24 protein-coding genes are annotated in these 23161 nt (G+C 68.2%); 3 read left to right on the top strand and 21 right to left on the bottom strand.

Translation table 11 applies throughout. From position 1 onward, the window contains the following. Window positions 1–3: 3 nt before the first annotated feature. From arcC to KIT86_RS01450, 5 genes are all read right to left on the bottom strand, one after another. Window positions 4–924, bottom strand: coding sequence for a carbamate kinase (gene arcC / locus KIT86_RS01470; protein ID WP_297394292.1), 921 nt, complete (start codon window positions 922–924; stop codon window positions 4–6). A 44-nt stretch (window positions 925–968) separates the two neighbouring features. Further along, window positions 969–1970 carry an ornithine carbamoyltransferase gene (argF, locus tag KIT86_RS01465; protein ID WP_297394290.1) on the bottom strand — a complete coding sequence of 334 codons (1002 nt, stop codon included), beginning with the start codon at window positions 1968–1970 and terminating at the stop codon, window positions 969–971. 35 nt (window positions 1971–2005) lie between these two features. Continuing rightward, window positions 2006–3253: an arginine deiminase gene (locus KIT86_RS01460; protein ID WP_297394288.1), complete on the bottom strand. Its 1248-nt coding sequence runs from the start codon at window positions 3251–3253 to the stop codon at window positions 2006–2008. Beyond that, window positions 3250–4701 (bottom strand): YfcC family protein, encoded by a 1452-nt coding sequence (locus tag KIT86_RS01455; protein ID WP_297394287.1) that lies wholly within the window; start codon window positions 4699–4701, stop codon window positions 3250–3252. Before KIT86_RS01455 ends, KIT86_RS01460 begins: the two co-directional genes overlap by 4 nt. 136 nt (window positions 4702–4837) lie before the next feature. Next, on the bottom strand, window positions 4838–6259 hold the full coding sequence (locus KIT86_RS01450) for a trypsin-like peptidase domain-containing protein (protein ID WP_297394285.1): 1422 nt from the start codon (window positions 6257–6259) through the stop codon (window positions 4838–4840). A 159-nt stretch (window positions 6260–6418) separates the two neighbouring features. Between KIT86_RS01450 and KIT86_RS01445 the strand changes: the two genes are divergently transcribed. The 3 genes from KIT86_RS01445 (at window position 6419) to KIT86_RS01435 (ending at window position 8014) form a co-directional block, all read left to right on the top strand. Next, the gene (locus KIT86_RS01445) at window positions 6419–7009 is read left to right on the top strand and encodes a hypothetical protein (RefSeq protein WP_297394283.1); all 591 of its coding nucleotides are present in this window, start codon (window positions 6419–6421) and stop codon (window positions 7007–7009) included. Between the two features lie 130 nt (window positions 7010–7139). Further along, complete coding sequence (locus KIT86_RS01440) at window positions 7140–7577, top strand: Hsp20/alpha crystallin family protein (RefSeq protein ID WP_297394282.1); 438 nt, start codon at window positions 7140–7142, stop codon at window positions 7575–7577. 29 nt (window positions 7578–7606) lie between these two features. Continuing rightward, on the top strand, window positions 7607–8014 hold the full coding sequence (locus tag KIT86_RS01435) for an Hsp20/alpha crystallin family protein (RefSeq protein ID WP_297394280.1): 408 nt from the start codon (window positions 7607–7609) through the stop codon (window positions 8012–8014). A 34-nt stretch (window positions 8015–8048) separates the two neighbouring features. Here the strand turns inward: KIT86_RS01435 and KIT86_RS01430 are convergent, their stop codons facing one another. From KIT86_RS01430 to KIT86_RS01355, 16 genes are all read right to left on the bottom strand, one after another. Beyond that, complete coding sequence (locus KIT86_RS01430) at window positions 8049–8504, bottom strand: universal stress protein (protein ID WP_297394278.1); 456 nt, start codon at window positions 8502–8504, stop codon at window positions 8049–8051. Window positions 8505–8545: 41 nt separating this feature from the next. Next, the gene (locus KIT86_RS01425) at window positions 8546–9202 is read right to left on the bottom strand and encodes a BON domain-containing protein (RefSeq protein WP_297394277.1); all 657 of its coding nucleotides are present in this window, start codon (window positions 9200–9202) and stop codon (window positions 8546–8548) included. A gap of 123 nt (window positions 9203–9325) precedes the next feature. Beyond that, a complete protein-coding gene (locus KIT86_RS01420; protein ID WP_297394274.1) occupies window positions 9326–10519 on the bottom strand; it encodes an efflux RND transporter periplasmic adaptor subunit in 1194 nt (397 codons plus the stop codon). Between the two features lie 5 nt (window positions 10520–10524). Beyond that, window positions 10525–12888, bottom strand: a complete 2364-nt coding sequence (locus tag KIT86_RS01415; protein WP_297394272.1) for an ABC transporter permease — start codon at window positions 12886–12888, stop codon at window positions 10525–10527. Window positions 12889–12893: 5 nt separating this feature from the next. After that, window positions 12894–13637 carry an ABC transporter ATP-binding protein gene (locus KIT86_RS01410; protein ID WP_297394270.1) on the bottom strand — a complete coding sequence of 248 codons (744 nt, stop codon included), beginning with the start codon at window positions 13635–13637 and terminating at the stop codon, window positions 12894–12896. Between the two features lie 52 nt (window positions 13638–13689). Then, window positions 13690–14061, bottom strand: coding sequence for a TraR/DksA C4-type zinc finger protein (locus tag KIT86_RS01405; protein ID WP_297394269.1), 372 nt, complete (start codon window positions 14059–14061; stop codon window positions 13690–13692). A gap of 137 nt (window positions 14062–14198) precedes the next feature. Continuing rightward, a complete protein-coding gene (locus tag KIT86_RS01400; RefSeq protein WP_297394267.1) occupies window positions 14199–15554 on the bottom strand; it encodes an MBL fold metallo-hydrolase in 1356 nt (451 codons plus the stop codon). Window positions 15555–15748: 194 nt separating this feature from the next. Then, window positions 15749–16573, bottom strand: a complete 825-nt coding sequence (locus tag KIT86_RS01395; protein ID WP_297394266.1) for a TOBE domain-containing protein — start codon at window positions 16571–16573, stop codon at window positions 15749–15751. After that, entirely contained in the window at window positions 16567–17349 is a 783-nt protein-coding gene (locus KIT86_RS01390) for an ATP-binding cassette domain-containing protein (protein WP_297394265.1), read from the bottom strand. Before KIT86_RS01390 ends, KIT86_RS01395 begins: the two co-directional genes overlap by 7 nt. 1 nt (window position 17350) lies before the next feature. Further along, a complete protein-coding gene (modB, locus tag KIT86_RS01385) occupies window positions 17351–18025 on the bottom strand; it encodes a molybdate ABC transporter permease subunit (protein WP_297394263.1) in 675 nt (224 codons plus the stop codon). Between the two features lie 21 nt (window positions 18026–18046). After that, window positions 18047–18802 (bottom strand): molybdate ABC transporter substrate-binding protein, encoded by a 756-nt coding sequence (gene modA / locus KIT86_RS01380; protein WP_297394262.1) that lies wholly within the window; start codon window positions 18800–18802, stop codon window positions 18047–18049. 214 nt (window positions 18803–19016) lie between these two features. After that, window positions 19017–20528, bottom strand: a complete 1512-nt coding sequence (locus KIT86_RS01375) for a tripartite tricarboxylate transporter permease (protein WP_297394260.1) — start codon at window positions 20526–20528, stop codon at window positions 19017–19019. Between the two features lie 16 nt (window positions 20529–20544). Beyond that, on the bottom strand, window positions 20545–21033 hold the full coding sequence (locus KIT86_RS01370) for a tripartite tricarboxylate transporter TctB family protein (protein WP_297394259.1): 489 nt from the start codon (window positions 21031–21033) through the stop codon (window positions 20545–20547). A gap of 121 nt (window positions 21034–21154) precedes the next feature. Then, window positions 21155–21784, bottom strand: coding sequence for an ankyrin repeat domain-containing protein (locus KIT86_RS01365; RefSeq protein ID WP_297394257.1), 630 nt, complete (start codon window positions 21782–21784; stop codon window positions 21155–21157). A gap of 47 nt (window positions 21785–21831) precedes the next feature. Then, window positions 21832–22671 (bottom strand): TatD family hydrolase, encoded by an 840-nt coding sequence (locus tag KIT86_RS01360; protein WP_297394255.1) that lies wholly within the window; start codon window positions 22669–22671, stop codon window positions 21832–21834. A gap of 75 nt (window positions 22672–22746) precedes the next feature. Beyond that, the gene (locus KIT86_RS01355) at window positions 22747–23118 is read right to left on the bottom strand and encodes a PilZ domain-containing protein (RefSeq protein WP_297394254.1); all 372 of its coding nucleotides are present in this window, start codon (window positions 23116–23118) and stop codon (window positions 22747–22749) included. Window positions 23119–23161 lie beyond the last annotated feature (43 nt).

The following is a 23161-nucleotide window of genomic DNA, read 5'->3' as shown; positions in this document are numbered from 1 at the left end:
GTATCAGGTCGCGGGGGCTGGCACCACCCGCGTGCCGGACCGGTGCGCCAGGATGGCGCAGGCGTCCTCCAGGGCACCGATGCCTGCCAGGCCACCGGTGCGGTTGACGAAATCGCAAGCGGCCTGCACCTTGGGGCCCATGGAGCCCGCCGCGAAGGCCATGGCGGCGAGATCCCGCGTGGTCACCTCGCCCAGCGCGCGTTGCGCCGGCGTTCCCCAGCCGGTGTACACCGCCGGCACGTCGGTGAGCATGAGCAGGGCGTCGGCGTTCAGCTCGGCGGCCAGCAGGCCGCTGGCGTGGTCCTTGTCGATCACGGCCTCCACACCGACGTAGGTGCCGTCCGCGCGCCGCGCCACCGGAATGCCGCCACCGCCCGTGCAGATCACGGTGACGGCCTGCTCGACCAGCAGGCGGATGACCTCGATCTCCAGGATGCGCACGGGCCTGGGCGATGCCACGACGCGGCGCCAGGCGCTGCCGTCGCGCGCGACGCTCCAGCCGCGCTGCGCGGCCAGCTGGCCCGCCTCGGCCTCGGTGTAGACAGGCCCCACGGGCTTGCTCGGCGAGCGAAAGGCGGTATCGCCGGGGTCCACCTCGACCTGGGTCAGCAAGGTGGCAAAGCGCGCCGGCCCGGCATGGGCGTTGTCGAGTTCCCGCTGCAGCACGTAGCCGATCATTCCCTCGGTTTCCGCGCCCAGCACATCCAGCGGGAACGCCGCCTTTCCCGCCGCCTCCCCCTGCAGCGCGAGCAGACCCACCTGGGGCCCGTTGCCGTGCGTGATGACGAGCTGGTGCCCCTGCGCCATGAGCTGCGCCAGCGAATGGGCGGCGCGGCGGATGTTCTCCCGCTGCGTCGACGCGCGGACCGGCTCGCCCCGCCGAAGCAGGGCGTTGCCGCCCAGCGCCACCACGACCCGTGCCATATCAGTGTTCCACCGCGCCGATGGCGCACAGGGCGAGGCTCATCTCAGCCTGCCAGGGTGGCCACGAGCACCGCCTTGATCGTGTGCATGCGGTTCTCGGCCTGGTCGAACACGATGGAGGCCGGGCTCTCGAACACCTCGTCGGTGACCTCCATGGCGGTGATGCCGTGCAGGCGGGCGATCTGCGCGCCCACCTCGGTCTCGGTGTTGTGAAAGGCGGGCAGGCAGTGCATGAAGCGCACGCGGGGGTTGCCGGTGAGCGACAGGGTTTGGGCATTGACCTGGTAGGGCAGCAGCAGCCGGATGCGCTCGGCCCAGACCGACTCGGGTTCGCCCATGGACACCCAGACGTCGGTGTAGAGGAAGTCACAACCCTTCACGCCCTCGGCCACGTCTTCGGTGAGCAGGACGCGCGCGCCGCTGTCCGACGCCAGGGCCTTGGCCTCGTCGACGATGTCCTGATCCGGCCACAGGCTGCGCGGCCCGCACAGCCGCACGTCCATGCCCATCTTGGCCGCGCCGGTCAGCAGCGTGGCCCCCATGTTGTTGCCGGTGTCGCCCAGAAAGCACAAGGTCATCTCCCGCAAGGGCTTTTCGCCGTGCTCGAGCATGGTCAGGAAGTCGGCCAGGATCTGCGTCGGGTGAAACTGGTCGGTGAGTCCGTTGTAGACCGGCACCCCGGCCCATGCGGCCAGGGTCTCCACCACCGCCTGCCCATGGCCGCGGTACTCGATCGCGTCGTACACGCGCCCGAGCACGCGCGCCGTGTCCTTCATCGATTCCTTGTGGCCGATGTGGCTGCCCGAGGGGCCGAGGTAGGTGACGGTCGCCCCCTGGTCGTGGGCCGCCACCTCGAAGCCGACGCGGGTGCGCGTGGAGTCCTTTTCGAAGATCAGCGCGATCTCCTTGCCCCGCAGCAGCGGGCGCTCGGTGCCGGTGTACTTGGCGGTCTTGAGGTCGGCGGCGAGCTTGAGCAGGAAGCCGATGTCGCCCGCCGAAAAGTCGCGCAGGCTCAGGAAGCTGCGCTGGTGAAGGTTGAAGGCCATGGTCTGTCTTTCGTGGAGGGGTGGGTTCGAGGCGCTCAGGCCTCGCGCCACACGGGGCAGGTCATGCAGTGCCCGCCGCCCCGGCCTCGGCCGAGCTCGCCGCCGCGGATGGTGATGACCTCGATGCCCGCCTTGCGCAACAGGGTGTTGGTGTGGGTGTTGCGGTCGTAGCCGATCACCACGCCCGGTTCGAGCGCCACGACGTTGTTGCCGTCGTCCCACTGTTCGCGCGCCTGCTCGTAGCCGTCGCCACCGGTCGGGATGACGCGCAACTGCTTCAACCCCAGGCATTGCGCCACCACATCGAACAGGGGGCGGCTCTCGCGCCGGTAGTCGATGCCGCCGTGCCCGTCAGGATGCAGGCTGTGGCAGACGATTTGCGCGGCCACGTCGACGAAACTGGTCACGGTGTCCCGGTCGCAGAACGAGAACACCGTGTCCAGGTGCATGGCGGCGCGCGAAGGCGGCATCTGGCAGGCCACCACGCGCGAGGCGGCACCGGCGGCGAACAGCGCCTGCGCGAGCTGCCCCACCGCCTGCGGCGTGCTGCGCTCGCCCATGCCCACCAGGACCACGCCGTGGCCGATGGGCATGATGTCGCCTCCCTCCAGGGTGGCCGGGCCGTGGTCCACGTCGGGGTCGCCCCACCACACCCGCACGCCCGGTTGCGCGAACAGGGGATGGAAGCGGTACACGGCCGCGGTCAGCAGGGTCTCTTGCCGGCGTGCCGGCCAGTGCATGGGGTTGAGCGTCACACCGCCGTAGATCCAGGCACTGGTGTCGCGGGTGAACATGAGGTTGGGCAGCGGCGGCAGGACGAAGCCGTCGGGGCCGAGGTAAGGGCCGAACATGCCGTGGGGCTTGAAGGGCAGGTCGTGCACCGCCACGCCGCCGACCAGGTAACGCGCCAATGCCTCGGGTGGGAGTTCCCACAGCCAGCCCTTGAGCTCATCGAGCATGCCCACGCCCACGTGGTCGGGCGTGACCTTGCGCTGCAGCACCCAGTCCCGCGCGGCGGGCAGGGCCAGGGTCTCGCCCAGCAGCTGCCCCATCTCCAGCACCTCCACGCCGCGATCCTGCATTTTCGAGACGAAGTCGAAATGGTCGGTGCGCGCCTGCTGGACCCAGAACACGTCGTCAAACAGCATGGCCTCGCGGTTGGCCGGTGTGAGCCGTTCGTGCGCGAGGCCGGGCGAGCCGACCAGCACGCGCCGGAGCTTGCCGACTTCCGAGTGCACCCCGAGCCGGGGCGCATCGGCCTGCGGTGAGGGGGGCGCGGTCACAGGAGCACCGCCGCGCTCAGCGACGCCATGCTCAGCAGTGCCAGCATCAACATCAGCGGCCAGATGAAGCGGACCCAGCGCTGGAACGGCACCCGCCCGATGGCCAGGGCGCCGACCACCACGGCATAGGTGGGGGTGACGAGGTTGGTGATGCCGATCGCGGTCTGGAAGGCCGTCACGGCGAGGTGGCGCGGCACGCCGGCGAAGTCCGACAGCGGCGCCAGAATGGGCATGCTCAGCACCGCCAGCCCCGAGGTGGACGGCACGAGCAGGCTGAGCAGGCCTTCGGTGGCGAAGAGGGCGTTGACGAAGGCCACGTCGGACATGCCGCCAATCCACCCCTCGAAGGCGTGCAGGATGGTGTCGGTGATCTTGCCCTGGTCCATGATGACCACGATGCCGCGCGCCAGCCCGATGACGAGCGCCACGCCCAGGAGTTCGCGCGATCCATCGACGAACGCGGTGGTGAAGGGTTTCTCGCCCATCCAGTCCACCAGCCCGATGGCGATGGCCGAGGCCAGGAACAGGGCCGACATTTCGGCCATCCACCAGCCGCGCAGCGCCACGCCCCAGACCATGGCGATGAAGGTGGCGCCGAACATGATCAGGATGAGCTGTTGCCGCTTGCTGAGCACCGCGTCGCGGTGGTCGTCCCGATGGCGCAGGAAGTGGGCTTCGTTGGAGGCCTTGAGTTCGGCCACCAGGGAGGTGGCGGGGTCCTTGCGCACGCGCTCGGCGTACCGCATCACGTAGGCCACGCAGATCAGCCAGCCCAGGGCGAGGATGGCCAGCCGCAGGGCCATGCCCTGTGTGAACGGAATGCCCGCCGCGTTGGACGCGATGGCGGTGGAAAAGGGGTTGATGGTGGAACCCAGCACCCCGACGCCCGCACCCACCATGATCACGGCCACGCCGGTGAGCGCGTCGTAGCCCACCGCGATCATCAGCGGCAGCAGCAGCACGTAGAACGCCAGCGTCTCCTCCGCCATGCCGTAGGTCGTGCCCCCGGCGGCAAAGAGCAGCATCAAGACCGGGATCATCCATTTTTCGCGGCCTTTGAGGCGCAGCATCACGCGCTCGATGCCGGTGTTGATGGCCCCGGTGGCATTCACCACGCCCAGGAAGCCGCCGATGATCAGCACGAAGAGCGAGACGTCGATGGCATTGGCCATGCCCGAGGCCTGGTTGTAGAAGCCCGAAATCGGCGCCATCAGCACATCGAGAACGCCCTGGTGCGCGGCTTCCACCACCTTGTAGGTGCCCGGCACGGGCGCATCCTTGCCCAGGGCCTGGTTGGCAACGCGTTCGTACTGGCCTGCAGGCAGGACCCAGGTGAGCGCCGCCATCACCACGATGAGTCCGAAGAGGATGGTGTAGGCGGTGGGAAACCGGTCTTGAAAGGCGGGCGCGGGTGTCAGCCGTGCGCCCGGACGGGCGGTGTGGTCCATGGTGTTTGCCTCCTGTGATGCGGTCACCGCTCCCTCGCAAGGGCAGGGGCTGGCGTGGCATCTGCCTTCCATGTTGGACCTGGTGCCGCCGCCGCACCTTGACAAGCGTCAAGGAGACACGGGGGCTGGGCCCTGCTCATTCGATCCACATCGGAATGAACATGCGAACGCCATCGCGATCGATCAGCAGGGCCAGTTGCATCGGCCGCTGCAGCACGGCACGCTGGGCGTCATCGGCGCTCAGAACGGGCTTGAGGTTGATGGCCAGGAGGACATCGCCCGCGAGCAGGCCGGCCTGCTCGCTGAAACCGCTGACCTCATCCACCCAGACGCCGCTGGAGACGCCCAGCAGGTGGCGCTCCTGGCTGGACAGTGCTCGCAGCCGCCAGCCCATGTCTTGCGGCTGCTGGGTGTCCGCGTCGCGCTGGTCGTCGGCGTCCGTGGCCTCGTCCAGGCGCACCAGCAGCTCGCGCGCGGCGCGCGCGCGCCACAGCCCCAGGCGGACCTGTTCCCCGGGCGATGCCATGCTGAGGTGCCCGATCAGGTCGCCGGTGCGCTCCAGGGGCTTGCCGTTGTAGGTGGTGATGATGTCGCCGGCCTTCAGGCCTGCCTGCGCGGCGGCGCTGCCCACGGCGACGCCAGCGACGAGCGCGCCTTGCGGCCGGTCCTGTCCAAAGACGGTCGCCAGCGGCCGATCCAGATTCTGGACCGTGGCACCCAGGTAGGCATGCGGCACGCGCCCGTGGGCGAGGATCTTGTCCTTGACCCGCAGCACCACGTCGATGGGCACGGCGAACGACAGGCCCTGCGAGCCCCCGGAGATGGAGTAGATCGTGGCGTTCATGCCGACCACCGCCGCCTGGGCGTCGAGCAGCGGGCCGCCCGAGTGGCCGGGATTGACCGGGGCATCGGTCTGGATGTGGGGCACGGCCGTGACCCCGGCGATGGAGCGCCCCATGGCACTGACGACGCCGTGCGACAGGCTTTGCTCCAGGCCGAACGGCGCACCGATGGCCACCACCGCGTCGCCGACCTGCAGCTGCTCCACATGCCCGGGCTCGATGACCGGCAGGCCGCGGGCCGCGATGCGCAAGACCGCGACATCCGTCAGGGGATCGCTGCCCAGCACGGTGGCGCGGAACTCCCGGCGATCGCTCAGGCGCACGGTGACCCGCCGCGCGCCGGTGATGACATGCGCGCTCGTGAGCACCAGCCCGTCGGCGCCGATGATGAAACCCGAGCCTTGTCCGTGGAAAGGCAAGGGGCCCTTGAAGGGCAGCGAGGGCAGTCGGGCGTCGGCGGGCCCGTCGAGCAGGGAAGGTGTCTTCATGCCGTCCACCAAAATGCCCACCACCGCCGGCCCCGCGTGTTTCATGATCGCGCGGTAGTTGGGCGTGAAGCCGACCGACAGGGCCGGCGCGGCATCGCCCGGCTCGTCGGCCCGGGCGGTTGCGGCACCGGCCAGGATGCCGAACGCCGTCGCCAGCGCCAGCCACCGGGCGATGGAACGGCGGGCCGGGTCTCGAAGCGCACGCGGATCGGCCAAGCTGGTTTGCAAGAAGGTCTCCATGGGATAGCGCCAACCGTAGTCGGCGCGGGCTGGTCGCGTCTTGACAAGCATCAAGCCGTGGGCGCAGGCGCGGCGGCATTGACCGTTGTCAATGGCCCGTGCGGCGCTTGTGCCTATCTTGGTTTCTTTTGATGCGGAGAATCCACGATGAAAGCCAGCACTTCACTGATCGCATGCAGCGTCCTCCTCTTGGCCGGTGCGGCTCAGGCGGCCTCCGGAACCGGCTCCCCGCCATCGGCGGCGCCGGCGGCGGGCGCCGCGCAAGCCGAGGCAGAAAAACCGGTGGATGCCGGCAGGCTTCGCCAGGCCGACGCCGCCGCCCAGAAGATGGCGGAACACGCCAAGGCCGCGGCCGCGCGCAGCAAGGCGGCCATCGGCGACTGGTCTCAACGCACGGCGCAGTTGATCGTGCGCCTGGCCCACAAGGCCGATGAGGCGGCGCGCGAGGCGGCCCGGCGCTGGAAGGTGGAGGCCGACGCCGCGCGGGGCGTGGCGCGCGAGGACATCGCGCGGGCGCAACAGGCGGTCGACCAGGCCGCCAGCGCCACGCAGGAGGCCTTGAACCGCGCCAAGGAGACCGCGAAAGCCGACGTTCAGCGCAGCAAGGAAGAGGCGGAAAAGGCCGCGGCCGCGGCGCGCGAGGCCTTCGAGAAGGCCGAGACCGCCACGCGGGAGGCGGCCAGGGCGGCCAAGGAGGCCGCGAGCAAGGCCTTGAAGCGCCCGGCGAAGGGCGCCTGACGGCTGGCGCACCCGCCGGGTGGGGCGGCGAGGCCCTCTTGAAACTCTCTGGCCCCGCCCCTAATTGACCAGCCGGAAGCGCTGGAGACGCCTCCAGCGCTCTGTTCAACCCTTGAATGGAGGTTTCGCCATGTACCGATCCCTGTTCCCGCGCGATGTGTTCGCCGAGATGGATCGCCTGCAACGCGAGATGCAGCAGGCCTTCGATCTGTCTCCCACCATCCGCGGGTTCGCCCGCAACGGCTTTCCCGCCCTGAATGTGGGCGGCACGCCCAAGACCATTGAGATCTATGCCTTTGCCCCCGGCGTCGACCCGGGCTCGCTGGAGGTCCAGCTCGAGCGCGGCCTGCTCAGCGTGGCGGGCGAGCGCAAGAGCTCGCTGCCCGCACCGGACACCAAGGCCGCCGTGCACATCAACGAGCGGTTCGAAGGCCGCTTTCGCCGGGTGATCACGCTGCCGGAAGATGCCGACCCCGAGCAGGTCGAGGCCAGGCTGAGCGATGGCGTGCTGCGCATCACCGTGCAGCGCCGCGCTTCGGCCCAGCCCCGGCGCATCGAGATCCATTGAAGCACGCGCAGCACGAAAGGAGCACGACCATGAGCAACGAAGTCCAGACCACCCGCACGGCGGTGCGCAACGAGGCCGGCCCGAGCGAGCGTTCGCGCTACAGCGACGCGGCACTGACGCCGCCGGTGGACGTGATCGAGGATGTCCACGGCATCACCCTCTACGCCGACCTGCCCGGTGTGAGCCGGGAGAACCTGAACCTGAACATCGAATCGGACACCCTGACCATCGAGGCGCAAGCCGATCTTGCGGTGCCGCAGGACCTCGCCTCGCACCACACCGAGGTGGGCCTGGCCCGGTTCAAGCGCGTGTTCACGCTGAGCAAGGAGCTCGACACCGAGAAGGTGACGGCCGAGCTGGCGCAGGGTGTGCTGAAACTGCGCATTCCCAAGGCGGAGCACGCGCAGGCGCGGCGCATCGAGGTGCAGGTGGCCTGAGCACGCCGGCAGCGGCCTGCCTCAGGCCATCGCGTCAGCCGCCCAGGCCATCGTCCTCGCCCCGGATCACCAGGACGGGGAGGGTGGACAGGCGGATGACGCTTTCTGCGCCGCTGCCGAGCAGCACGCGGCTCAGGCCGCGCCGGCCGTGCGTGCCGACGACGATCAGGTCCGCCTGCCACGCGGAGGCTTCCTGCGCCACGGCGTCGCCCAGGCGTTTGCCCGGCGCGCTCAGCAGATGGGTGTCGGCTTCGACACCGGCGGACTTGGCCATGGCAAGCGCATCGTCCAGGATCTTCTGCCCCTGCTCGCGCGCGATTCGCACCAGTTCGCCGGAGTACTCGTAGCCGCTGGCGAACGCGAGTTCGTCGATGGCGTGCAAGACCCGCACGCGGCCGCCGTGTTCACGGGCCATGTCGAGTGCGGCGACGAGCGCCTTGTTGGAGGTCTGGCTGCCGTCGAAGGGAACCAGGATGCGCTTGTAAGACATGAGGGAACCTTTTCTGGAGAGGGTTGAGGGAAAGGGGGGGCTCAGGCCGACACCTCGAGTTGGTCCACGACGCGTGTCACGCCCTTGGCGCTCCAGGCCGTGCCCACGGCCGCCTCGCGCTCGCGCAGGGAATCGACCTTGCCGCGCAGGGTGACCACGCCGCCGTCGACCTGGATCGAGATGTTGCGGGCCTCGCGCTGGGCGTGGCGCATGAGGGCGGACGAGATGCCCTCGGCGATGTCCGAGGTGTTCACATGAGGGCGGATGCGGATGTCGTTCGTGATGTCCTTGACGCCCAGCAGCGGACGCACGCACTGCTCGGCGCTGGCGACCTGGTAGGCCCAGTCCAGTTCGCCGCTGAGGGTCACATGGCCGTCCTCCACCTCGATCTGCACCCGCTCCTCGGGCACCATGGAGTGCCATCGCATCGCGTTCAGGGCGGCCTGGGCGATGTCGGTGTCACTGGGCCTGGCGCCGGCTGCGAGCTTGACTTCGAGGTCCATGGCGATCCCGCGCACGCCCGACACGCGGCGCACCGCGCGCTCGATGGCTTGCTTTTGCATGTAGTTGTCGACCTGGCCGCTGACGGTGACCACGCCGTCCCTGACGGCGATGCCGATGCCGGCGCGCTCGCCCACCGAGGTGTCCCAGGCGAGTTCGGACGTCACGTCCGACTTGAGCAATGCATCTGTCTTCACGCTGTGTCTCCTTGCGCGGTCCATCCCGCGAGATCTCCAATCTAGGCCACATGGAAATGGGGACCTTGATTTAGCTCAATCACATTGGAGAGCGTGCCGTGGCTGCGGGCCAGGGCCCCGCCCCTAAGGCGCGAGCACGCGCACGCGGCGGCCGTCGGCCACGCCGGGGGGTGGATAGACGATGACGCGCTCGCCCGGTTCGAGGCCGGCACGGACCCAGGCCATGCTGCCGTTTCGCGCGACGATCTGCACCGTTCGCAGGCGGGCTCTGCCGCCGTCCAGCACGTAGACGGCCATGTCGGCATCGGTGCGGGGGAAAAGGGCGCCCACGGGCACCATCACCGCGTCGTCGGTGCTGACGGTGATCACCCGCACGGTCACGCGGAATCCATCGCCCAGGGCAAGCCATGGCGCAGGGGGATCGGTGATGTCGATCAGCACCTTGACGCGCTGCTCTTCGATGCCCAGTGCAGAGACCTTGGTGAAGGCGGCGGGCTCGACGCGGCGCACCTGTGCCTGCACGGGCGGGCCGCCCCAGCGCTCGATCGAAACGCGGGTACCGGGCTTGGCCTGAACGGCGTCCGTGGTGAGCAGCTCGGCCACCACTTCCATTTGCGAGGGGTCGCCGATGTCGATCAGCGCGGCACCGGCGGCGACGGTGTTTTCGCTGGGCAGCGGCACCCGCAGCACCACGCCCGAGACGGGTGCGCGAACCGCCAGGGGCCGGCCGGCCGGCGCGCCAGCGCTCGCGGGCCGCACGGACGCCTGAGCCTGTTCGAGTTCGTGCGCCGCCACGTCGCGCGCGGCCTGGGCGGCCTCGCGTTCACGCCGCGCGCCATCGAGCGCGAGCCGCGCACTGTCCAGCCGTGAAGCGGCGATGAACCCGTCGCGCGCGAGCTTTTCGGTGCGCTGGAGTTCGAGCCTGGCCTCGTCCTGCGCCACGAGGGCGCGCTCCACCCGCGCCTGCGCGCCCGCGACGGCGGCCTCAGCGGCCCGGGCGCGCGCCGTCGCTTCGCGCAGGCTGCGCTCGTCGTACAGGGAGGGCATGACGGGCGTGAGCACGGCCACCGTGTCGCCGGCCTGCACGCGATCGCCCTCGCGCAGCGTCACGCGCGACAGATGGGCCGCCACCGGCGCGGAGACCACGTAGCGATCCCGCAGCCGGGTGCGCCCGTCTTCCTCGATGGCGTGTTCGAAGTGGCCCCGCGCCACGGGGGCGGCCTCGACCTCCACGGGCCGCGGCGCCAGGGCCCAGCCCAGCACGGCCAGGACAGCCAGGCCGGCGGCGCCATACAGGGCCAGTCGCAGTTTGGACATCGTCTTCACTCCCTTGTTTTCAGTGCGGCCACCATGTCCAGGCGGTCGATGCGCCGCCGCACCACCAGGGCGCTGACCACGCCGGCGGCCACGACGGCCAGGGCGGCCCAGGCATAGGTGCGGGGCTGGATCTCCACCGGGAAAAGAAACTGATCGGATCGCATCAGCTCCACGATGGTGTGGGTCAGCCCCCAGCCCAAGAGCATGCCCAGCGGCAGGGCCACGGCGATGCCCAATGCCAGCTCGCCCAGCAGCAGAAGCGAGACTTCCGCCCGGGTGAAGCCCAGCACCCGCAGGCTGGCCAGCTCCCAGGTGCGCTCGGCCAGCGCGATGCGCGCGTTGTTGTAGACCACGCCCACCGCGATCACGATCGCAAACACGGTGAGGATGGAACTCATGATGAGGATGTTGCGCCCGCTGACCTCCTGCATGTTGCGCAGCAGGGTGGACTTGCTGAACGCGCCAGCGATGCGCGGGAGATCGCGCGTGGACTCCAGCACCTGGGGCAGGGCGCCTTGGGCCACCCGCAGGCTGAAGTTGTTGGCGACATGCCCTTCGCCCAGCAGCTCGAGCAGGGCGTCGCGCTCCATGAAGCTGTTGAGGCCCATCATGTCGCGCACCGTGCGTTCCACGACCACTTGGCGCGTCTGCCGGCGCCCCTCGCGGACCTGCATGGTCACGGTGTCGCCGGGTCGCAGGCCGAGCTTGTCCGCCAGCCGATCGGTCATCAGCACGCCGTGGGTGCCGGCGGCCGCCACCTGGCGGTCCACATCCACCACGCGCTGGAGCTGGGGCGAGGCCGACAGCCCGTCGACCAGGCTGTTTTCGCTGCGCGAGCCGTTGCTGAAGCGGACCGCCACCCGGTAGCCCGCTTCGACCTGCAGCACGCCGGGCAAGCGCGCCAGCTCGCGCGCCGCGCTCTCGTCCACCTGGTCGTTGGCCCACACGATGAGATCGCCGCGCATCGCCAGGTTGAACTGCGTGTGAATGATCGCGTCCATCGCATCGCGGAAGAAGTTGCCCATGATGACGATGGCCACGGCCGCAGCGATGCCGCCGGTGGTGACGGCCGCGCGCAGGGGTTTGCGCTCGACGTTGCGCAAGATCATGCGCAGCGCCGGCGTCGGGTGTATCCCAGGCAGGCGCTCCAGCCAGGCGCGGTGGTAGCGGCCGGGTGCGGGTGGCTGCATGGCTTCGGCCGGGGAGAGCCGAACCGTGGCCGCGATCGCCGTGAGGGTGCCCAGCACGGCCGTCAGCGACACGATGGCCAGGGCCGCCGCCGCCAGGGAGAGGGGAATGCGGTGTTCGAAGCTCGGGAAGTGAAAGAAGTCCGCGTAAAGACGCGTCAAGCCCTCTCCGAGCCAGTGCCCCAGCGCGAGCCCCAGCAGGTAGCCGCCCCCCACCATGGGCGCGACCAGCTTGAGGTAGTGGAGCGCGATGCTGCGGTTCGCATAGCCCAGGGCCTTGAGGGCGGCGACCTGTTCGCGCTGTGTTGCGACCAGGCGCGCGGTGACGACATGGAGCAGAAAGCCGGCGACGGCCAGAAAGATGGCCGGCAGCACCGTGCCCAGGACCCGTTGCTCCTTGATTTCGTTGTCGAGCATGGCATGGGACGCCTGCTCGTCGCGGCCATGCGCGGGCGAGCCCCCCAGGGGGGCGAGTTGCCTCGTGACCGCATCGATCACCGCACCATGAGACGCCTGAGGCGCCAGCTTGAGCGTGACCCGTGTGAACGCGCCGGCCATGTCCAGCGCCGCGGCCAGCTCGTTGCGATCCAGCCAGAAGACGCCGAAGGAGCGCAGGTCCGGTGCGCCCATCATGCCGCCGAAAATGTATTCGGGCGACAACGCGGTCCCGGTGATGCGCAGCGTCCTGCGCTTGCCATTGACGAGCGCGCTGACCGCCGCGCCGGGCGCGAGCTGGTGGGCCTGCGCGAAACTCTCGGTCACCACCGTTTCCAGTTCGCCGCTTCGGGTGCCGCCTTCGGCCCATCGCCCCGAGCGCAGGAGAACCCGGTTGAGGCGGGGCGGCACGTGGGGATCCAGGCCGATCAGCTGTCCCATCACGGGGTCCACGCTGCCCGGCACGCTCACCCGCGCCATGGACTCCACCGTGGTCTGCACGTCGATCACGCCTGGCAGCTCGGCCAGGCGCGGCGCGAGCGAGTCGGGCGCTCGCCGCACCGCCGCGAAGACATCGCCAAAGCGGCCCTGGACATAGAAGGCATCGCGCGCGCTGGCCAGGGAGTCCACGGCAGAGAGCATGGCGAGGAAGCCACCGATGCCGCTGGCCACGACGAGAGCGATGGTCAGTGCCTGGCTCCACAGCAGCCGCAGATCGCGGAAGAATTTGCGGTCCAGGGCCTTCATCGCGATCACCAGGACAGTTCGGCGGGCGTGAGCCGGCGCACAGGTGTCTCGATGCTGGCGACGCGGCCATCGGCCAGGCGCACGACGCGGTCGGCCATGCCGGCGATGGCCGCGTTGTGCGTGATCACGATGGCGGTGGTGCCCAATTCCACGTTGATGCGGGCAATGACTTCCAGCACCAGTTTGCCGGTGGCGTAGTCCAGCGCGCCTGTCGGCTCATCGCACAGCAGCAATTGCGGTCGCTTGGCGATGGCGCGGGCGATCGCCACGCGTTGCTGCTCGCCCCCGGAGAGCTGGGACGGGAAGTGGTTGCGGCGAGGCGTGAGCGCCACCAGCGCAAGCGCTTCGTCCACCGGCATCGGGTCCCGCGAGATCTCGGTGACCAGCGCCACGTTCTCGGCCACTGTCAGGCTGGGCATGAGGTTGTAGAACTGGAAGATGAAGCCGACGTGCTCGCGGCGGTAGCGGGTGAGCCTGTCGTCACTGGCCGCCGTGAGGTCCTCATCGAGAAACGACACCGTGCCCGAACTGGGGCGGTCCAGGCCGCCCAGAATGTTCAGCAAGGTCGATTTCCCGCTACCGGAGGCGCCGAGCAGGACCATGAACTCCCCCTCGCGCACATCGAGATCCACCGCCCTGAGCGCGTACACGGCCGTCTCCCCGCTGCCGTAGGTCTTGCTCAGCGCGCGGGCACGCAAGACCGGGCCGCCTGCTTCTGGGTGGGGCCGATCGCTGGCGTCGTCGGTCACCGGATCCTCGCAAGCACGGTTCTGCGCCAGTGCCACGGAGCTCCCGGCCGGGTCAGCTGCGCGAGGAATGCTCGTGCAGCGCCTGGCACGCCGTGCAATACAGGGCCTGCGGCATGGCCAGCAGTCGCTGTTCGGCGACCGGTTCGCCGCATTCGGCGCAGAACCCATAGCTGCCATCGTCCAGGCGCCGCTGGGCTGCCAGGACCGTCGCCAGCTCATCGGCCGCGTGCGCCATCTGCACGTCCTCCACGGCCGAGGAGGCGCCTTGCGCCGCAAGTTCCTTGAAGTCGGTGACTTCGGCCTCACCCGTCGCCGATGTCAGGGCGCGTGCATCGTCGGCTTGGAGCAGGGCGCGCAGTTCGGCTTCGCGCTGCTGCAGACGCGTGAGCAGTTGCTGATACAGGGGGCTTCTTGTCGCGTTCATGGTGAGACCTCGCAAAGGATGGCCTCATTGTTGGGGCGGTGCCCGGTGCGGGCTTTGATCCTTGTCAACCGCGTTCCCTGCAAGCGGCAACGGGCGCCGCCGCGTGTCGCGCCAGGGGCCCGAGCCCCCGCGCTGGGCTAGGTCGGGTAGGTTTCAAGGTAGTCGGGCATGCACACCTTCCAGCCCAGGCCGCGTTCGATGCGCTGGCGCATGGCATCGGATGCCGCCGGCTCGCCATGGGTGATGAATGTGGCCGTCGGTGCCGTCTTCATCCCGCGCAGCCAGGTCTCGATCTCAGCGGCATCCGCGTGGGCGGAGGCGCAGGCCAGCTGCGCGACCTTGCAACGGATCGGCACATCCTCCCCGTGGATTCGCACGCTCTTGGCGCCCCCTGCCAGCGAGGCGCCGCGCGTGCCTCCCGCCTGGAAACCGGTCAAGAGGATCGTGTTGCGCTTGTCGGGCCCGAACCGTTTGATGTGATGCAAGACCCGTCCACCGGTGGCCATCCCGCTGCCGGCGATGATGACCATCGGGCCGCCGCGCGTCGTCAGTGCGCGGGACTCCTCGGGCGATCGCACCTGGACGGCGCTCTTGGGCAGCGCGCGGCACTGCTCGGGCGTGAGGCGCAGCTCCTGCGCGTGGTGCACGAAGACGGTGGTGGCGTCCTGGGCCATCGGGCTGTCAAGGTACACGGGAAGAGGGGGGATCGCGCCGCGCTGCAGCAGCACATGAATCATGTGCAAGAGCGTCTGTGCGCGCCCGACGGCGAACGCCGGCACCACCAGGGTGCCGCCGCGCGACGCGGTGCGCTGGATGACGTCCGCCAACTGGGCCATCGGATCGACGACCGGATGCAGGCGATCGCCGTACGTGGACTCGACCACCAGGCGGTCCGCCTGCACGATCGGGTCTGGCGCACGCATGAGAACGTCGGCGGGTCGCCCGAGGTCGCCTGAGAACAGCAGGGACGAGACGCCGTTGTCCAGCAGCACCGACGCCGCGCCGGGAATGTGGCCGGCGCGCGAGAGGCTGGCCTTGACGCCCGGGATGGGCTCCCAGGGGGTTCCCCAACGCACCGCCCGGAACTGCTCCAGGCAGTGGATCGCATCCCGTTTCGTGTACAGGGGCAACGCCGGCGAATGCTTGCTCAGGCCGTGGCGGTTGAGGAATTCGGCGTCTTCCTCCTGGAGGCCGCCGCTGTCGGGCAACATGATGCGACACAGGTCGTGCGTGGCGGCGGTGCAATACACCGGGCCCCGGAACCCCTGTTTGACCAGCAAAGGAAGGTAGCCGCTGTGGTCGATGTGCGCGTGCGTGAGCACGACCGCGTCGATCTGGGACGGTCGAACCGGCAAAGGGGCCCAGTTGCGCAGCCGGAGCTGCTTGTAGCCCTGGAACAGCCCGCAGTCGATCAACAGCCGGGCCTTGCCGTGTCGCAGCAGGTACTTGGAGCCGGTCACCGTGCCAGTGGCACCCAGGAACTGGAGTTGCATGCCCCAGTGTAGGAAGCCCGGTGCGGGGCGGGTTGCGATTGATCAACTCCCTGGGCAGATGGACAAGCCGTTGGCCACCGCGTGTGGACCTGTTGAATTTGACATAATATACATCGTAGAATGTATTAGGCGCATATCCATCCAGGGCCGCTGAGGCAAAACCGCCTCGACTGGGGACGGCTCCGCGGCCAGGATCAGCTTGCCACCGCCAGGATCACGTCGGATGCTTTCACCAGCGCCGTCACGCCGGTACCTGCCGCGAGCCCAAGCTCGGCCACCGCGCCTTGCGTGACGATGGCAACGACCTCCAGGCCGTCCTCCGTTCTGAGCGTGACTTCCGCGTTGACCGCGCCCGGCGTCAGCGCGTGCACCTTGCCCTGGATGCGATTGCGCGCCGAAATCCTGGCGCCTTCGAGGTCGGTGGCCAGAAGCACGGCCGAGGCTTTCACCAGCACGATCACCGCTTGCTCGGTCTTGAGACCGAGGGCCTGCGTGCTCTCCCGGGTGATGATGGCGGCGAGCCGCTGCCCGCCGGGCAAGGTCACTTCGACCTCGTCGTTGACGGCGCCCGAGCGCACGGCCGTGACTTTTCCCGTCCATTGGTTGCGCGCGCTGGTTTTCATGTTCAGTACCTTCAAAAGGGAAAATTCCTGGTCCAGATCCATTGAACCCTGGTCCAGGAGCGCGATAAAGCGCTGGTGAATCGCATCCACCTGCTCGTAGCGCTCGATCAGCTTTCGCCCGTGCTCGGTCAGGCGCGTCGACCCACCGCCTTTGCCGCCGACGGCGCGCTCGATCAGGGGTGTGCGGGAGAGCTCGTTCATCCGGTCGATGGCATCCCAGGCGGCCTTGTAGCTCATGCCGAAGGCCTTGGCGGCCTGCGTGATGGAGCCGTGCTGGTCGACGGCGCGGAGCAAGGCCACGCGGCCATGCCCACCCAGGCTGTCTTCTCCCACCGAGATCCAGATCGATCCGCGCACGTCCAGCCGATCGCCGCCTTTGCGCTTTCTTGTCACCATGGCCGCTCCTGCCGGGAGGCCGAGGCCTCCGAGCCCTCGACGACCTTGCCGCCCGCCATGCAGATCACCTCTTGCGCAAGGCACTCGACGTCGTCATCGTCGTGGGTGATCAGCAGCATGGGCAATTGAAGCTGCATCTGCAGCGCCTTGAGCTCGTTGCGGAGATGCTGCCGCAAGCCCTTGTCCAGCGCCGCGAAGGGTTCGTCGAGCAACAAGGCGCGCGGGTTGGTGACCAGGGCCCGGGCCAACGCCGTGCGCTGTCGCTGACCACCCGAAATCTGGTGCGGGTGGTGCCCTGCCACCGATTCGAGCTGGAACGCCGAGATCCAGCGCTGCACGCTCTCGTGCTCGACGGCCTTGTCCGGATTCGTCCAACCCCGGCGCAAGGCGAAAGCCACGTTCTGCACCACGGTCAGATGGGGAAACAGCGCGTACTCCTGGAACACGTAGGCCAGGCGCCTGGCCTGGGGCGGCGCGAACAGCCCCCGCGCCGTGTCGCAGACCACCTGCCCCGCCACCACCACCCTCCCCTCGTCTGGCGTGCCCAGGCCCGCGATCATGCGCAGTGTCTGGGTCTTGCCGGCCCCGGATGGACCGAAAATCACCACGCGCTGAGCCGAGGTCCGGAAATTCACGTCGAGCTCGAACCGCGAGTCCCCCTGGCGCAGAAGCTTGCGCAGCCGCACGTCCCAGGCGGCGGTCGGCGCCTGGGCGCCGGCGTTTCCTGGTGGGCCCGCAGCGGCCGCGACCTGGGCAAGGCGGTTGACCTGGTCCATCTCAAGCCCGCGCGGCCACCCGGCCCGGCACCAGGCGGCCCGCGCCCAGCAGCACCACCATGCAAGTGATCGACGTGACCGCCACAAGAAAGTTCGCGGTCTGATCCTGCCCCGCCTGCACCGCTTCGTAGACAGCGATGGACAGGGTCTGCGTCTTGCCCGCAATGCTGCCGGCCACCATCAGCGTGGCGCCGAACTCACCCAGCGCCCGCGCGAAGGACAGCAGCAGGCCCGACAGAATCCCGCGCCAGGCCAGGGGCAACGACACACGGAAAAACACGGCCCACTCGTTCACGCCGAGGGTTCGGGCCGCATCTTCGAGCTGCGGGTCCACGGTTTCGAACGCCGCGCGCGCGGCCTTGAACACCAGGGGGAAAGACACGATGGTGGCAGCGATGATCGCCGCCGGCACCGTGAAGATCAGGCGCAGGCCGAAGTGTTCGAGCAGCCAGGCGCCCAGCACACCCTGGGTACCAATGACCACCAGCAGGTAGTAACCAAGCACCGTGGGCGGCATCACCATGGGCAGCGTCAGCGCGGCATCCACCACCTCGCGGCCGGGGAAGCGCCAACGCGCCAGCGCAAAGCCCACCCCCACGCCGAGCAACAGGTTGATGGCGGTGGCCCAGCCCGCCACCTTGAGGGTGAGCGCGAGGGGGATCCAGGCTTCGGCCATGGCAGGTTCCGATGCCCGAATTCAGGGCTTGCCAAAGCCGTACTTGCCGAGGATGGCCTGGGCTGGCGGCGTGAAGAGGAAGTCCACGAACTTCGCACCCAGCGCCGCGTTCGGGCCGGCTGGCAGCGGCGCCACGGGGTACAGGATGGGTTGGGGTGTCGGCACGGTCAGGGCAACCCTCACCTTGTCCTGCAGGAGGGCGGCGTCCGTCGAGTAGACGAAGCCGGCGTCGACCTCCCCTCGCGCCACGTAGTCAAGCGCCTGGCGCACGTTGGTGGCCCCGATCATCTTGGGTTCGATCTCGCCCCACAGCTTGGCCGCTTCGAGCACGCTCTTGGTATAGCGGCCCACCGGCACGCTGGCGGGTAGGCCCACCGCGATCCGGGCATAGGCGGGCTGCGTCAGATCACGGACCGATTTCGGCACGTTGGCGCTGGCCTGGGGCACGATGACCACGAGCGCGTTGGACACGAAGTTGCGGCGCTGCGCTGCCTTCACGAGGCCCTGGCTTTGCGCCTGGTCCATGGTGTCCTGGTCGGCGCTGGCAAAGACATCGGCCGGTGCGCCCTTGGCGATCTGCTGCAGCAAGGCACCCGAAGCGGCGAAGTTCAGCCGCACCTTGGTGCCCGGATGCGCCGATTCGAACAGGGGCGCAATGTCGCGAAAGGCGTTGGTCAGGCTGGCCGCGGCCGACACCGTGACGTCGGCGGCCTGCGAAGCCATGGCAAAGCCGGCGGCCAGAGCGAAGGCCACAGCGCGGGAGGCGAAGGGTTTCATGGGCATCTCATGCAGGAGGATGAATCGCAATATCCAAGTATATACAGCGATCCCGAATTCTCTGAAAAATGCGTTGATTTTGAAAGACTCTTGTTCAGCCGATCGCAGTATCCGCTGCCCCCCTCCGATCGAATGCCGGGCCATGAAAAAAGCCCGGGCCGCTGTGCAGCAGCCCGGGCTTTGAAGGCGTTGGGCGCGCAAGGCGCCCGGTGTTTCAGTCCTCGACGAAGGCTTCTTCGCGCTTCTTCTTGATGGACGGCAGGAGCACGATGAGCAGCAAGGCCACGGCCACGGCCAGCAAGGAGGCGGAGATCGGCCGCGTCACGAACACCGACCAGTCGCCACGCGAGATGAGCAAGGCGCGGCGCAGGTACTCTTCCATCATCGGGCCGAGGATGAAGCCCAGCAGCAAAGGCGCCGGCTCGCAGCCGAGCTTGATGAAGATGTAGCCGATCACGCCGAACAGCGCCACCATCCAGATGTCGAAGCTGTTGTTGTTGGTCGAGTACACACCGATCGCGCAGAACAGCACGATGGCCGGGAACAGCCAGCGGTATGGCACAGCCAGCAGCTTGATCCACATGCCGATCAGCGGCAGGTTCAGGATGATCAGCATGGCGTTGCCGATCCACATGGAGGCGATCAGGCCCCAGAACAGCTCGGGGTTGCTGGTCATGACCTGCGGGCCCGGCTGGATGTTGTGGATGGTCATGGCACCGACCATCAGCGCCATCACGGCGTTGGGCGGAATGCCCAGCGTCAGCAGCGGGATGAACGAGGTCTGCGCACCGGCGTTGTTGGCCGACTCGGGGCCTGCCACGCCGCGGATGTTGCCCTTGCCGAACGGAATCTCACCGGGCTTGAGCTTGACCTTCTTCTCGATCGTGTAGGCGGCGAAGGCCGACAGCAGCGCACCGCCGCCGGGCAGGATACCCAGCGCCGAGCCCAGCGCCGTGCCGCGCAGGACGGCCGGCAGCATGTGCTTGAAGTCTTCCTTGGTCGGCATCAGGCCGTGCACCTTGTCGGTGAAGACCTGGCGCTCGCCTTCCGGGTGGGAGAGGTTGTGGATGATTTCGCCGTAGCCGAACACACCCATGGCGATCACGACGAAGCTGATGCCGTCGGTGAGCTCAGGCACATCGAAGCTGAAGCGGGCCACGCCCGAGTTCACGTCGGTGCCCACCAGGCCGAGCAGCAGGCCCAGCACGATCATGGCCAGGGCCTTGACGAGCGAACCCGATGCCAGCACCACGGCGCCGATCAGGCCCACGATCATGAGCGAGAAATACTCGGCAGGGCCAAAGCTCAGGGCCACTTCCGTCAGGGGCGGCGCGAAGGCGGCGAGCACCAGGGTGCCCACGCAACCTGCGAAGAACGAGCCCAGGCCGGCGGCCGCCAGCGCGGGGCCAGCCCGGCCCTTCTTCGCCATCTGGTGGCCGTCGATCACGGTCACCACCGAAGACGACTCGCCCGGCAGGTTGACCAGGATGGCGGTGGTGGAGCCGCCGTACTGCGCGCCGTAGTAGATGCCGGCCAGCATGATCAGCGCGGCCACAGGCGGCAGGCCGTAGGTGGCGGGCAGCAGCATGGCGATGGTGGCGACCGGGCCGATGCCAGGCAGCACGCCGATCAGGGTGCCTAGAAGGCAACCCACCAGGGCGTACAGGATGTTCTGGAAGGTGAAGGCGACGCCGAAGCCCAGCGCCAGATGGTCAAAAAGTTCCATGAAAAGTGTCTCCGGATCAGGCGGTCAGGAACGCAGGCCACACCGGGAACTGCAGATTCAATGCGTAGACAAAGGCGCCGTAGCTGCCGACGGCCAGGATGGTCGCCAGGATCACCGACTCCTTGAGGCTGGAATTGGGGCGCGCGTAGCCGGCGATGATGACCAGTGCGTAAATCGCGACGATGAGGCCGAAGGCAGGGAGGCCCACGCTCGGCAAGCCCACGAGCAGGATGCCGAATGCCAGGTTGGCACCGATGATGAAGCCCAGCGGCCGCCAGGCGACGCTGCCGATGGGATCACCATCGACGGCCTTGCTCTTGAACGACTGCAAGGTCACGATCACGCCCAGCCCCGCCAGCACGATGCCCAGCAAGAGGGGGAAGTAGCCTGGGCCCATGCGCGCCGCGCTGCCAACGGTGAAGTTGGTCGCTCCGATGGCAAACGTGATGCCAACGATGGTGAACATGAGTCCAGAGAAAAAGTCTTTTTGGCTTGCCAATTTCACGGCGTCTCCTCAATATGTGGATGTCGGGGGCGATTTTGATGCGGCCACGCCGTTTGGCGCATGTGGGTTACACCTACTCCAGGCCTGATCGACCAAAGGCCTGCGGGTCGCAGGCCTGGCCTCACCATTTGCCCCTGGGCTGTTGGGCGCGCACAAAGGCGGCAATGATATCGGCGGATGCCTGCCGATTGGCCTGCCTCGCAAAATCAATCGCGGTGAGTCCGCGCTCGTTCTTGAGCAGGGGGTCGGCCCCCTCTTCCAGCAAGAGCTTGACCACCCCTGCCGTGCCGTACTGGGCGGCCATCATGAGGGGGGTGGTCTTGTTCGGCGACTCGGCGTCGATGTAGGCATGGTGCTCGAGCAGCAGGCGCACCATGGCTGTGCTGTTGTCACCCGCATGGCTGGCTGCGTAGTGCAAGGGTGTCCAGCCGGGTTTGTTGACCTCGGCCTTGCGCTCGATCAGCCGACGGGCCAGATCCAGCTGGCCCTTGATCGCCGCGATCATCAGGGGAGTCTCATCCTTGCCGGTGCGCGCCTCCACGTCCACCTTGCCCTGCCCCAGCAGGAAGTCGGTCACCTGTGGCGCGTCGCCTCGAATCGCCAGGAACAGGGCGTGTTCGCCCTGGGCATTGCGCGTGTTCAGGTCAAAGCCGCGCTGTGCGAGCTGGCGCACCGTGGCCACGTCGTCCTTCGCGACCGCGATGAAGAAGTCGTCAAACGAGCTGCCCCATGCCGCGGCCGAGAAAATCAAGCCAAGGACAAATATGCCTTTGAAAACAATCTGATTTTTGATGTTTCTCATGTGATGGATGAGGTCTTTTGACCCGTTGAATCGGCGGTCACCTGATCGAAGAGGCGCTCGAAATTGCGGCTGGTGGCTTCTGCCACCGCCTCCACGCTCAGGCCTTTGAGTTCGGCAAGCTGCCTCGCGACCCAGGGCACATAGGCGGGCGTGTTGGTCTTGCCGCGGTAGGGCACGGGCGCGAGGTAGGGGCTGTCGGTTTCGATGAGGGCGCGATCCAGCGGCACATAGGCGGCCACCTCGCGCAGATCGGCCGCGGTGCGAAATGTGAGGATGCCCGAGAAAGAGATGAAGAATCCGAGATCCAGCGCGGCACGGGCCACCGACATGCTCTCGGTGAAGCAGTGGAAGACGCCTGTGGCCGGCGCCGTCCCGCCGGTGGCGGACGCGAAGCCGCCCTCCTCGCGCAGGATCGCCAAGGTGTCGTCGGACGCGCTGCGCGTGTGGATCACCAGGGGCAGCGAGGTCTGGCGGGCTGCGCGAATGTGGACGCGAAACCGCTCGCGCTGCCACGCCATGTCGGCCACCGTGCGTTCGCCCAGGCGGTAGTAGTCCAGCCCGGTTTCGCCGATGCCCACCACGCGCGGGCGTGCCGCGCGCTCGAGCAGGTCGTCGAGCGTCGGCTCCTGCACTTCGTCGCTGTCGGGATGCACACCGACGGTGGACCACAGGTGATCGTGGTCGCGCGCCAGGCTGTAGACATCTTCAAATTCTTCCAGCGTGGTGCAGATGCACAAGGCCCGATCGACCTGGGCTTGCGACATGGCGTCGAGAATGTCGGGCAGTTGGGCCCGGAGTTCGGGAAAGCTGAGGTGGCAGTGGGAGTCGGTGAACATACGGAAATGGCGCCGGCATGAAAAAGCCGATGGGCACCGCATTGTGCGCCGCATCGGCTGGCGGGGAACAGCAGGTCAGAGCGTCTGGGTGGCGCGGTCGGAACCGAGGCTGGAGCCCAGGATCTCTTCGATCTTGAGCTTGAGCTGGCGCGACTTCTCATCGGCCGGGAAGCGGATGCCCACGCCCTGCGTGCGGGCGCCCTGGGCCTTGGCGGGGGTGACCCAGGCCACCTTGCCCGCGACGGGGTAGCGCTGCGGGTCATCGGGCAGGCTGAGCAGCACGTACACGTCGTCCCCCAGGCGGTACTCGCGCGACGACGGAATGAAGATGCCGCCATCGGCGAACAAAGGAATGTAGGCGGCATACAGCGCCGCCTTTTCCTTGATGGAGAGCTGGATCACACTCGGCCGCGCTGCGGCGGTCGATGGAGGGGGGGAGGTGCTCATGGATCACGAGTTTAGCGGCATTGCCCTGCTGAGCGGGTGGTTT

This window comes from Hydrogenophaga sp. (assembly GCF_026125825.1).
In the GTDB taxonomy this organism is placed as follows: domain Bacteria; phylum Pseudomonadota; class Gammaproteobacteria; order Burkholderiales; family Burkholderiaceae_C; genus Hydrogenophaga.
The sequence above is the reverse complement of the archived record's forward strand: the minus strand, read 5'-3'. Positions and strand labels throughout refer to the sequence as shown.

Bases quoted from the DNA above. Each gene is read 5' to 3' on its own strand.
- KIT86_RS01435 (WP_297394280.1), top strand. From the start codon at position 7,607: ATGAGCAACGAAGTCCAGACCACCCGCACGGCGGTGCGCAACGAGGCC.
- modA (WP_297394262.1), bottom strand. From the start codon at position 18,802: ATGAAACCCTTCGCCTCCCGCGCTGTGGCCTTCGCTCTGGCCGCCGGC.
- KIT86_RS01455 (WP_297394287.1), bottom strand. From the start codon at position 4,701: ATGGACCACACCGCCCGTCCGGGCGCACGGCTGACACCCGCGCCCGCC.
- KIT86_RS01405 (WP_297394269.1), bottom strand. From the start codon at position 14,061: ATGAACGCGACAAGAAGCCCCCTGTATCAGCAACTGCTCACGCGTCTG.
- KIT86_RS01420 (WP_297394274.1), bottom strand. From the start codon at position 10,519: ATGTCCAAACTGCGACTGGCCCTGTATGGCGCCGCCGGCCTGGCTGTC.
- KIT86_RS01415 (WP_297394272.1), bottom strand. From the start codon at position 12,888: ATGAAGGCCCTGGACCGCAAATTCTTCCGCGATCTGCGGCTGCTGTGG.
- KIT86_RS01395 (WP_297394266.1), bottom strand. From the start codon at position 16,573: ATGGTGACAAGAAAGCGCAAAGGCGGCGATCGGCTGGACGTGCGCGGA.
- KIT86_RS01375 (WP_297394260.1), bottom strand. From the start codon at position 20,528: ATGGAACTTTTTGACCATCTGGCGCTGGGCTTCGGCGTCGCCTTCACC.
- KIT86_RS01390 (WP_297394265.1), bottom strand. From the start codon at position 17,349: ATGGACCAGGTCAACCGCCTTGCCCAGGTCGCGGCCGCTGCGGGCCCA.
- KIT86_RS01400 (WP_297394267.1), bottom strand. From the start codon at position 15,554: ATGCAACTCCAGTTCCTGGGTGCCACTGGCACGGTGACCGGCTCCAAG.
- arcC (WP_297394292.1), bottom strand. From the start codon at position 924: ATGGCACGGGTCGTGGTGGCGCTGGGCGGCAACGCCCTGCTTCGGCGG.
- KIT86_RS01440 (WP_297394282.1), top strand. From the start codon at position 7,140: ATGTACCGATCCCTGTTCCCGCGCGATGTGTTCGCCGAGATGGATCGC.
- KIT86_RS01430 (WP_297394278.1), bottom strand. From the start codon at position 8,504: ATGTCTTACAAGCGCATCCTGGTTCCCTTCGACGGCAGCCAGACCTCC.
- modB (WP_297394263.1), bottom strand. From the start codon at position 18,025: ATGGCCGAAGCCTGGATCCCCCTCGCGCTCACCCTCAAGGTGGCGGGC.
- KIT86_RS01445 (WP_297394283.1), top strand. From the start codon at position 6,419: ATGAAAGCCAGCACTTCACTGATCGCATGCAGCGTCCTCCTCTTGGCC.
- KIT86_RS01360 (WP_297394255.1), bottom strand. From the start codon at position 22,671: ATGTTCACCGACTCCCACTGCCACCTCAGCTTTCCCGAACTCCGGGCC.
- KIT86_RS01355 (WP_297394254.1), bottom strand. From the start codon at position 23,118: ATGAGCACCTCCCCCCCTCCATCGACCGCCGCAGCGCGGCCGAGTGTG.
- argF (WP_297394290.1), bottom strand. From the start codon at position 1,970: ATGGCCTTCAACCTTCACCAGCGCAGCTTCCTGAGCCTGCGCGACTTT.